The organism is Gloeocapsa sp. DLM2.Bin57 (assembly GCA_007693955.1).
GTDB lineage: Bacteria > Cyanobacteriota > Cyanobacteriia > Cyanobacteriales > Gloeocapsaceae > Gloeocapsa.
In genome coordinates this window covers 1-9,733 of sequence record RECR01000137.1, presented here as the reverse complement: position 1 = coordinate 9,733, position 9,733 = coordinate 1, and the positions used below count along the sequence as shown (strand labels likewise).

Annotated in this window: 9 protein-coding genes; 4 read left to right on the top strand and 5 right to left on the bottom strand. The window is 39.5% G+C overall.

Going from position 1 to position 9,733, the window contains the following annotated elements; translation table 11 throughout:
* Window positions 1–38: 38 nt before the first annotated feature.
* From EA365_16920 to EA365_16910, 3 genes are all read left to right on the top strand, one after another.
* Window positions 39–1,535, top strand: coding sequence for a group II intron reverse transcriptase/maturase (locus tag EA365_16920; protein ID TVQ41756.1), 1,497 nt, complete (start codon window positions 39–41; stop codon window positions 1,533–1,535).
* A 126-nt stretch (window positions 1,536–1,661) separates the two neighbouring features.
* Window positions 1,662–2,393 (top strand): tRNA dihydrouridine synthase DusB, encoded by a 732-nt coding sequence (gene dusB, locus EA365_16915; protein ID TVQ41757.1) that lies wholly within the window; start codon window positions 1,662–1,664, stop codon window positions 2,391–2,393.
* Between the two features lie 27 nt (window positions 2,394–2,420).
* Complete coding sequence (locus tag EA365_16910) at window positions 2,421–3,104, top strand: Uma2 family endonuclease (GenBank protein ID TVQ41755.1); 684 nt, start codon at window positions 2,421–2,423, stop codon at window positions 3,102–3,104.
* On the opposite strand, the gene EA365_16905 is transcribed toward EA365_16910, so the two are convergent.
* The 5 genes from EA365_16905 to EA365_16885 all read right to left on the bottom strand — a co-directional run bounded on the left by EA365_16905 (window position 3,082) and on the right by EA365_16885 (window position 8,914).
* A complete protein-coding gene (locus tag EA365_16905; protein TVQ41754.1) occupies window positions 3,082–6,195 on the bottom strand; it encodes an efflux RND transporter permease subunit in 3,114 nt (1,037 codons plus the stop codon). The genes EA365_16910 and EA365_16905 overlap by 23 nt on opposite strands.
* The gene (locus EA365_16900) at window positions 6,192–7,472 is read right to left on the bottom strand and encodes an efflux RND transporter periplasmic adaptor subunit (protein ID TVQ41753.1); all 1,281 of its coding nucleotides are present in this window, start codon (window positions 7,470–7,472) and stop codon (window positions 6,192–6,194) included. Before EA365_16900 ends, EA365_16905 begins: the two co-directional genes overlap by 4 nt.
* Before the next feature lie 82 nt (window positions 7,473–7,554).
* Complete coding sequence (locus EA365_16895) at window positions 7,555–8,058, bottom strand: periplasmic heavy metal sensor (protein TVQ41752.1); 504 nt, start codon at window positions 8,056–8,058, stop codon at window positions 7,555–7,557.
* Window positions 8,052–8,360 (bottom strand): hypothetical protein, encoded by a 309-nt coding sequence (locus EA365_16890; GenBank protein ID TVQ41751.1) that lies wholly within the window; start codon window positions 8,358–8,360, stop codon window positions 8,052–8,054. The genes EA365_16895 and EA365_16890 overlap by 7 nt, the downstream gene beginning before the upstream one ends.
* On the bottom strand, window positions 8,357–8,914 hold the full coding sequence (locus EA365_16885) for a sigma-70 family RNA polymerase sigma factor (GenBank protein TVQ41750.1): 558 nt from the start codon (window positions 8,912–8,914) through the stop codon (window positions 8,357–8,359). Before EA365_16885 ends, EA365_16890 begins: the two co-directional genes overlap by 4 nt.
* Before the next feature lie 72 nt (window positions 8,915–8,986).
* Here EA365_16885 and EA365_16880 point away from each other — a divergent pair, with 72 nt between their 5' ends.
* On the top strand, window positions 8,987–9,532 hold the full coding sequence (locus EA365_16880) for an LppP/LprE family lipoprotein (protein TVQ41749.1): 546 nt from the start codon (window positions 8,987–8,989) through the stop codon (window positions 9,530–9,532).
* Window positions 9,533–9,733: the final 201 nt, after the last annotated feature.

The window sequence follows — 9,733 nt, the reverse complement described above, 5'->3', positions numbered from 1 at the left end:
AATTAAAGTTAACTGGGAAATCAAAAGCTACGCGCAGAGTGTGGATACCAAAACCTGGGAAAGCTGAAAAAAGACCATTGGGAATAGCAACAATGTATGACAGAGCACTCCAAGCACTGGTAAAATTAGCTTTAGAGCCTGAGTGGGAGGCAAAGTTTGAGCCTTCCAGCTATGGGTTCAGACCAGGAAGGTCATGTCAAGATGCGATAAAACACATTAAAGATGCAGTACAAGGAGCAGAAAAATTTGTTCTAGATGCTGATATAACAAAATGTTTTGACCGCATAAACCATAATGCTCTACTAGATAAAGCAGGTTATAAAGGTTTGTTAAGGCAACAAATTAAAGCCTGGTTAAAATCTGGTGTATTAGACCAAGGGGCATTTTCTAAGAAGGAATTGGGAACTCCACAAGGAGGGGTGTTATCACCCTTACTAGCAAATATAGCCCTAGATGGGTTAGAGGAAATGCTAATCAAATTTGCAGAAGAATCGAAAGGATGGAAAGACGGAGGGGGAAACCCTCTAGGTAAGAAGGGTAGAGTATACTCGTTAACTTTCATAAGGTATGCAGATGATTTTGTGGTAATTCATAAAGATAGAAATGTAGTCTTAAAATGTAAGGAATTAATATCCACATGGTTACTTGATATAGGACTTGAATTGAAACCTGAAAAGACACGACTTGCACACACTGTGAATCCAGCATTAAGTGATGATGGAGTAGCAGGATTTAATTTCCTTGGATTTCATATTCAGGGATATAAAATGAGTAAACATAAGTCTGCAAGAAATACAAAAAGTGTTCCGCTTGGGTGGAGAACGCTCATTCATCCGACCAAAGAGAAGATAGTAAATCATATGAGAGAAATCGAAAGAGTTGTTAAAGCTCTAAGAAAAGGTCCTCAAGCTGCTCTGATAAAGGAATTAAATCCGAAAATAAGAGGGTGGCGACAGTATTATAGATATAGTGATGCTAAAACCATGGGGATACTCTCAAATTGTGATAATATGCTATATGAAAAGCTTAGAGGTTGGGCAGTATCGGAGAGAACAAAAGAGAACTTCTACAAAAAATACTGGCATAAGGTTAAAGGAAGAAAAATATTTTCAACCGACAATAAGGAAGATTCATTAAGATTGGAATCTTACTGTCCGAAAGGTGAACATCATAGTAGTGTTGACTACGTAAAAGTTAAAGGTGACAGAAGTCCTTATGACGGAGACTGGAAGTATTGGTCTGCGCGTATGGGACAATATCCAGAAGTGCCTAAAAGAGTTGCAGAACTTTTGAAGAAACAGAAAGGTAAGTGTTCCCGATGTGGATTACATTTCAAAGATGGAGACGTAATGGAGGTGGACCATATAAAACCAAAATCGAAAGGTGGAGGTAATATAAAAACAAATCTCCAATTATTGCACGGACATTGTCATGATGAAAAAACTAGGGAAGATGCAAAATTAGACGGTATAAAAGCTGCAAATGAAATAAACAAATGTGGCAATGACTATACGAAAGAGGATGTATGGAACTAGTGAAGCGCGCATTGTCAGTAAGCGCATTCTAATTGAGTAGCCGTGTGCGGTGAAAGTCGCAAGCACGGTTTCGGAAGAGAGGTGTGGTATAGTAATATACCCATCGACTCTAACCGTCCCGATTTTATGGCTGAAGCAGCTCAAAAAGCAGTAGCAGAGGGTGCTTTAACTATTGATATTAACATGGGTTGTCCTGTGAATAAAATTACTAAAAAAGGGGGTGGATCTTCTCTACTACGTCAACCAGAAGTAGCACGAGCAATTATTGAAACCGTAGTTAATGCGGTAGATGTTCCTGTAACGGCTAAAACCCGTATTGGTTGGGATGATACGGAGATTAATATTGTCGAATTTGCCCAAATGTTAGAAGATTCAGGAGCAAGTATGCTCACTATACATGGACGTACACGTGCTCAAGGTTATCATGGTGAAGCTAGATACTCATGGATTAAGAAGGTAAAAGAAGTGGTAGAAATTCCTGTCATCGCTAATGGGGATATTTTTTCTCTAGAAGCTGCGTTAAAATGTTTAACCATAACGGGAGCAGATGGGGTGATGTGTTCTCGGGGAACTTTGGGTTATCCTTTTTTAGTAGGGGAAATTGAGCATTTTTTCCGCACTGGTGAAGTCTTACCTCCACCTAGTATAAGCGAGTTATTAACTTGTGCTCAAGAACATTTACAGGGATTATGGGAATACAAGGGTTATCGGGGTATTTGTCAATCTCGCAAACATTTAGCTTGGTATTGTAAAGGGTTTCCTGGTGCTGCACAATTACGAGAACAACTTGCTCAAATCAATACTCTAACAGAGGGTTTAGATTTACTACAAAAAGCCAAAGAGAGTGCCATAATTTAAATATTAGTCCTCAATTAATCACAAATTATGACTATCACTACTGAAAATCAGATAGTTTTCCCTACTGGTGAGTTTTGGAGCGATGAACCCCCCTTGGAAAGTAATTTACATCTACAACAAATCATTCTTTTGATTCAATGTCTCAAATGGTTATGGAAAGAGAGACAAGATTATTTTGTAGCGGGTAATTTGACTATTTATTATAGTCCTAATCAGAAAAAATCAGAATATTTCCGTGGTCCAGATTTTTTTCTGGTGCTAGATACTACTTGTGACTGGTCAAGGAAAAGTTGGGTAGTATGGCAAGAGGAGGGAAAGTATCCTAATGTTATTGTGGAAATTCTCTCTGATAGTACCGCTAAAGTCGATAGAGAGGAAAAAAAACAAATCTATCAAGATACTTTTCGCACTCCAGAATACTTTTGGTTTGATCCTGATAGTTTAGAATTCAAAGGATTTGAACTGATTAAGGGTAAATACCAAGAAATTCACCCCAATAGTACAGGTTTACTCAAAAGTGAACAGTTAGGGTTATATTTGGGAATATATCAGCAGCAATTGCGTTATTTTACCTTAGAAGGAGCATTAGTACCAACACCAGAAGAAGATGCTCAACGTGAGCGAGAAAATGCCCAACGTGAGCGAGAAAGAGCGGAAAAATTAGCAGCAAAACTGCGAGAATTAGGCGTTAATCCTGATTTAGACCTGTAAAATCTCTTAATAACCCCATAATAGCTGGTACTACTGTTGGGGTTAAAAATGTAGATAGGGCTAAACCTCCAATTAAAGTTAACCCTAAACCTTGATACAATTCTGTTCCTTGACCTGGTATAAAAGCTAGGGGGAACATCCCAATAATAGTAGTTCCTGCTGACATGAAAATAGGACGAAGGCGATCGCGTGTCGCGTAGTAGAGGGAGTCATCATAACTTTTACCTTCCTGTTGTAGTTGTAAAGCTCTATCTACTAAAAGAATAGCGTTATTAACTACTACCCCTGTTAAAATGATTAAACCTAATCGCGTAATCATATCAAAGGGAATCACTACACCAGGAATCGCGTTAGCAATGACGATCGCCAGTAATGCTCCTGTTAACCCAATGGGAACGGTAATCATAATCACCACGGGATAGAGGAAGGAACGATACAACGCTACCAAGAGTAAGTAAGTGATTAACAGAGAGAATAAAAAGGTAAAATTCATTTGCGCCAGAGTTGAGTTAAGGAGATCTGCAGATCCACTCAATTGGACACGATAACCAGTGGGTAGAGATTGACTCAGAGGTTTAAGAATATCCTGTTGGGTTTGTTCTACTAATGTCCCTAATGGTGCGTCTCTAGCGACACTAACCGTAAGAGTCACCGCACGTTCTAAATCCACACGGTTAATCGCGTCAGGTCCTGTGGTATCTAAAACTGTAGCTACGTCTTTTAATTGTACTTGTTGTCCATTATTAGCATAAATGACGAGTTGACGTAAATCTTCTGGTGTTTCTACCAGGGTATCTTGTAACTCTACCGTTACATTCAGTTCTCGTCTTCCTGAGACGAATTCAGAAGCGCGGACACCACCTAAAGCGGCTTCTACTAGTTGACCTAAATCTGCTTCGCGGTAGCCTACTTCTGCGAGTCTTTCCCGATTGGGGATAACCTGTAATTCTGGTGCTCCATCTACGAAATTAGAACGAACGTTTTGTACACCTGGTAATTGTTGAATTTCCCCACTGAGTTGAGAGGCGATCGCGTCTAATTCTTGTAAATCTTGACCAACCACGCGCACTTCGTAGGATTTACCCGGATTCCTAAAGATGGGAATACGTACAGGAAAAAGAAAACGAAAACCAGGAAAATTACCACTAGCTTGCATTAACCGATTAACCATAGAGTTAAGGTTATTACCTGTGGCTAATTCCGGTTTCAAAAAAACGAGCATCAAGCGACGATTAGAACTAAGTATCAATAGATTACGTTCAACTTCTGGTTGTTGTTGGATAAATTCCCGCATAGGTTCAGTTAGTCTGACTGATTCAGGTATAGAAGTACCAGGGAAGGGTTCAGCTAACCACATGATGAGATTACGGTTTCCTTCGGGTAGATAATCAGCGGGAGGAAGAAGATTAATTCCAGTCCAAAGTAATAACATCGGGATAGCTAATAAAAATAATCGTCGCCAACGTCTTCCTTGTCCTAATGACCAAGCTACACTTAAAAGGAGGAAATTTTCTAATTTGCTTTCAATAACTCCAAAGAGATTAGCAACTTTACTAACTATTCTTTCTAACCGATTACGGGGTTGAAGTCCTTCTGTTCCATGAGCGCGTAAAAACAAACCCGATAACATCGGAACTAAGGTTAAAGCAGCAAACAGAGAGAATAAAACCGCACTTGCTAAAGCGATACCGATATCTGTAAAAAGTCTTCCGGCTTCACCTTCGATTAAGATAATCGGGATAAAGACAGCGACAGTAGTCAGGGTAGAAGCGAGCATAGCTGACCAAACTTCTTGAGTCCCATCGATCGCCGCTTGTACGGGTGATTTACCCTGCTCAAGGTGATTATAGATATTTTCGAGTACGACGATGGCGTTATCCACAATCATCCCTACAGCGAAAGCGATTCCCGCTAAACTAATTACATTGAGAGAACGTCCCAATAATTGCAAGACGATAAATACTGTAATCACTGTAGTAGGAATAGTCAAAGCTACCACCGCGACGCTGCGAATTGAACCAAGGAATAATAGTAAAATCACCGCAGCCAAGATCGAACCAATGATTAAGTTACTTTGTACTAAACTAATAGATTGTTGAATATAATCGTTTTCATCGTAATTGATTAAAAACTCTACCCCTTCACCGCGACTATCTAACTCTTCTTGGAGTTGTACTAATTGACCTCTGACTGCTTCACTAATTGAGGGTACATTTCCACCGATTCTCTTTTCTATCCCAATTCCTACGGTAGGTTGACCATTGACTAAGAGTACAGTATTTTCTAGTTCTCGACCCATTTGTACTGTAGCAACGTCTCTTAAATAGACAGTTCCGGCTTCATCTCTACGGATAACAAATCCTTCTAATTCAGAAAGGTCTTGAGAACGACTGACGGTACGTACTCTATATTCTCTACGTCCTACTACCATTGGTCCACCGCGCACGTCCCGATTATTGCTCCTGAGTGCGTTAATTACGTCTTCTAAGCGCAATTGACGGTCTGCTAAAGCTCGGGGGTCAACAACTACCTCAACTTCTTTCTCTCGACCTCCTGGAGTGGAAATATCGGCGATTCCTTCTATTTGTCGTAACCTAGGTACAATCAGGTCTTGGACTAAATCTCGATAGCGATCGGCGTCTGAGCTAAAGCCAGGTTGAGGAGATAGTGCAATCCACATCATCGGACGACTATCACCACTAGCTACCTGTACAGAAGGATCGCCCGCTTCTGCTGGTAAACTAGAGATTATTTGTAATTTACTCAAGACATCGACAAAGCGCTCATTAATATTAGTATTCCATTCAAATTCAGCAGTTATATTACTAGAACCTAGACTACTGGTACTGCGGATTTCTTTGATCCCTTGGACGTTTTCTAAGGCTTCTTCTACAGGACGTGTAATTAAGTCTTCTACTTCAGTAGGACTAGCACCAGGATAACTTGTTCTAATGGTTATTTCTGGTGTCTCTCCTCCTGGTTGTAACTCTATGGGGAGATTAAATAAAGCCAATACCCCGAATAAAGCTAACAGACAAAATAATACAAATGTTCCGTGTCTCCAGCGTACAGCTGTTTCGATTAAATTCATAATTGTTGCCCAACTATCTTGACTGTTGTTCCTTGATGTAGTGCATCACCTCCAGAAATAACGATTTCTTGACCTAGAGTTAAATCTGGTTGAGTAATGGCTACTGTTTCTCCCATATCGGCTATGATTTCTACGGGATATTCTTGTATTTGGTCATTTTCCACTCCGAAAATCAACCATTGTTCATTGCGATTGCTTAAAGCGTCACGAGGAACAATAAATTGGTTGGCTTCAGAAGCGATCGCTAATTCAATTGTCCCCTGTACAGACATTCCCGGTAACAGAGAGGAGGTAGATTGATTTAAATTAATTCTCACTACTTGACGACGGGTTGCCGCTTCTGTACCTGGTAAAATAGCTTGTACTGTAGCTTCACCTTGCCAATCAGGTATTGCTCTAGCTTTTAATTCTACTCTTTGTCCTACTTCTACTTGACCGATGAGTTGTTCTGGTACTTCGAGAAAGATATCAATGTCTTCTGGATTAATCAAGCTAATGACTGGATCGCCACTTTCGATATAGTCTCCCGGACTAATTAAACGCTCTTGTACTACTCCTATAAAGTCTGTAGTGATTTGAGTTCTTTCTAAATCTAGTTGAGCTTGCTCTAGGGTTATTTGAGCACCTTGTACGATAGCTCTTTGGGCTGCTATTTCTTCGAGAGTAGGTCCTGATTGAGCTTCGTTTAAGGTGGCTTCTATTCTTATTCTTTCGTTACGAGCTGCATCAGCTGCGGTTTTAGCTTGAATTAAATCTCTTTCACTGATAGCTCCTTCTTGACTCAGGGTAGTCAGTCGGTTAAGGTTATCTTGCGCTTCACTTTCTCTAGCTACAGCTGCTGCTAATTCTGCCTGACGTTGGGCGATAATTTCTGATCTTGTTCCTACTTCTAAACTAGCTAGTTTACTTTGTTCTTCTGCTAGTCGCGCTTGTGCTGCTAAGAAAGCTAGTTGTTGATTGCGATCGTCAAGAATCGCTACGGTTTGATTGGGGTTAAGGCGATCGCCTATTTTGACTAGGACTTCTTTTACTTCCCCATCTACTCGACTGCGAATAGTTGCTTGTCCACTAGCTTCTACTTGACCTAATAATTTTATCGTTCTGATGGCTGCTCCTGTTTTGAGTGTTGCTGTAGTTACAGGACGTGGTGGTATTACTCTCTGTTGGGATGATTCCACTGGTGGAGATAACCATTTTATTCCTTGTGCAATTCCTATAACTGCTCCACTCAAAACAATTATACCTATTAAGAGACTACGAGTTTTTTTACTTGACATGGTCTTGCTTGAGTTCTTCCTTACTATGTTAAATCTTATTAAGAAATTTTGCCTAATGTTAACTCGTTAGTCTAAGTGATTGTTACGGTATTATAGGTGCAGGTCCTCTCATTCCTCTACCATGATGAGCGCGTCTTTGTTCCATTAAATCAGCTAATTCTTGACGTTGATTGATAGTTAAGACGTTACGAACTTCGAGCATAGTTTCAAAGCGTAAATCAGAGGATCTCAGACGCATATTCATAATATCTTGATATTTACTACGAATAACCTCATCTGAGGTATCATCAATCATCATAGTGCGCAACTCTTCATAAGCATTGTGTAAATCCTGATGATTTTGTTGAATATTCTCAGCATATTTAGCCTGAATTCCTCTAATTTGTTCTCTTTGGGAATCAGTAAGGTTTAATTTTTCTAATAGCCTTCCTGCGCCAACAACGTTGAGACTAGAGTTATTAGAATTATTAAACCAAGGTTGAGCGAAAGATTGACTCGTAAATTGTGGAGTAGCTAAACCAAGGATAACTAAAGCTCCAATTAAAGAAAAACGACGTAATAACATAATTAAAATCTCCCTTACCATTCAATAGCACTAATTTCCATTTCCAGGGTTTCTTCCCAATTATCTATGAGAAAAGCTTCTAAATCTCGTTGAATTGAGGTATATCTCAGAATTGGTCGATAATTTTGATAACCAGTCCAAGTGAGTAATAAACCAGTGGCGATCGCTGTTAACAACCAAGGTAAATACTTAGTTTTTTTTACTCTAGGAGGGAGACTATCCATCAACTCAACTTCTAAATCAATAGAAGCATCAGGAGGAAGAGGTCGATATTGACGCAAGAAGGCGCTTAATTTGGGATCATCTGGGGAGAATTTACTCATAAATCTAATCCTTGTTGCTGTAGAAAAGTACGCATAGCATTACGGGCGTGGAACAAACGAGATTTAACCGTACCTACTGGAATCTCAAGAATTTGGGCGATTTCTTTTTGGGGTAAATCTTCTAAATCATGGAGAATTAGTACAGCGCGATGGTCAAAACTTAAGGTTTGTAAACCTCGCCAGATTAAATCCTGATAGTGTAATTCCATCACATCGAGTGATTGTGGTTGATTATCGAGCAATATCAGGTTTTCTGACCTTTGTTTTTGTTGTGCAAACTTACGACGATGATCATTAGCTACATTCCAAGTGATACGATAAAGCCAAGTGGAAAAATAAGCCACTTCTCTAAGCTTAGGTAAGTTTTTCCAAGCTTTAAGAAAGACTTCCTGTACCAAATCATCTAAGCAGAAATTACCACAAAGTTGATACAAAGTTGAGCGAACTCTAGGTTGATAACGACGATAGAGTAAACGAAAAGCTTGTTGATCGCCTCTAGTAGCTTTGAGTACTAATTCTCTGTCTGTAATCTTATCTAGCTCATTAGCCAACACTCTACAAGTTTATCCTCACCGACTGGTTTATTAATATAGACTAGAGAATTGAATAAATGGTTCAATGAGTTAATGATTAAAATTGCTAGTTTGTTTTTGGGTTTAATCCTTGCTAATGGTGTTTGGTTAGAAGATAATGTTAATTGGAATAATCCTAACGCTGCTATCCCTACTGCACCTGAGATAGAGGGTGGAGGTAATTTAGCTAATTGTCTAGATAATAATCGTCCTGCTATTTTTCCTGAAGATGAACTGTTAGAAGCTGCAGGATGGACTCTTACAGGAGCATCTCAAGTATTTGGAGCGACTAAAGTAATTACAGCCATGGCTGATGCTGATGGTATGTGTCGCCCGTCATACTATAATGTATTTGTCTTTACTGACGGTCAATTTTCTGGTACTTTATCTCCTGTAGAGATGTATCCTCGCACTGATGGTAGTTTAGTTAGCGTTGATTTGTATAGAGAGGGTTATCTAGCAGCTACTTTTAATCGTTACAGTGAAACAGACGCCTTATGCTGTCCTTCTGGTTCTACCCGAGTTTCTTATGAGGTTAAAATGGAGGATAATTACCCTGTTTTAGTCCCTAAATTACCTGGGGATAATTTAATCCAATAAATACTGTGTTACACTTTGCCAAAAGAACTCTGATTAACGCATCTGTAGAAGTAGTTTGGGAATTTCACGAACTTCGAGATGTTTGAAGTGACATACTCCTACACCGAATCAAAGATTACACTGTATGCTTCTTGTCTTTCATCTTAAGAGATGATTGACCGTTTTTGAGTGAGGCGATGCCCATCCCCACTTTTTTAATTA

Bases quoted from the DNA above. Each gene is read 5' to 3' on its own strand.
- dusB (TVQ41757.1), top strand. From the start codon at position 1,662: ATGGCTGAAGCAGCTCAAAAAGCAGTAGCAGAGGGTGCTTTAACTATT.
- EA365_16910 (TVQ41755.1), top strand. From the start codon at position 2,421: ATGACTATCACTACTGAAAATCAGATAGTTTTCCCTACTGGTGAGTTT.
- EA365_16905 (TVQ41754.1), bottom strand. From the start codon at position 6,195: ATGAATTTAATCGAAACAGCTGTACGCTGGAGACACGGAACATTTGTA.
- EA365_16900 (TVQ41753.1), bottom strand. From the start codon at position 7,472: ATGTCAAGTAAAAAAACTCGTAGTCTCTTAATAGGTATAATTGTTTTG.
- EA365_16895 (TVQ41752.1), bottom strand. From the start codon at position 8,058: ATGGTAAGGGAGATTTTAATTATGTTATTACGTCGTTTTTCTTTAATT.
- EA365_16890 (TVQ41751.1), bottom strand. From the start codon at position 8,360: ATGAGTAAATTCTCCCCAGATGATCCCAAATTAAGCGCCTTCTTGCGT.
- EA365_16880 (TVQ41749.1), top strand. From the start codon at position 8,987: ATGATTAAAATTGCTAGTTTGTTTTTGGGTTTAATCCTTGCTAATGGT.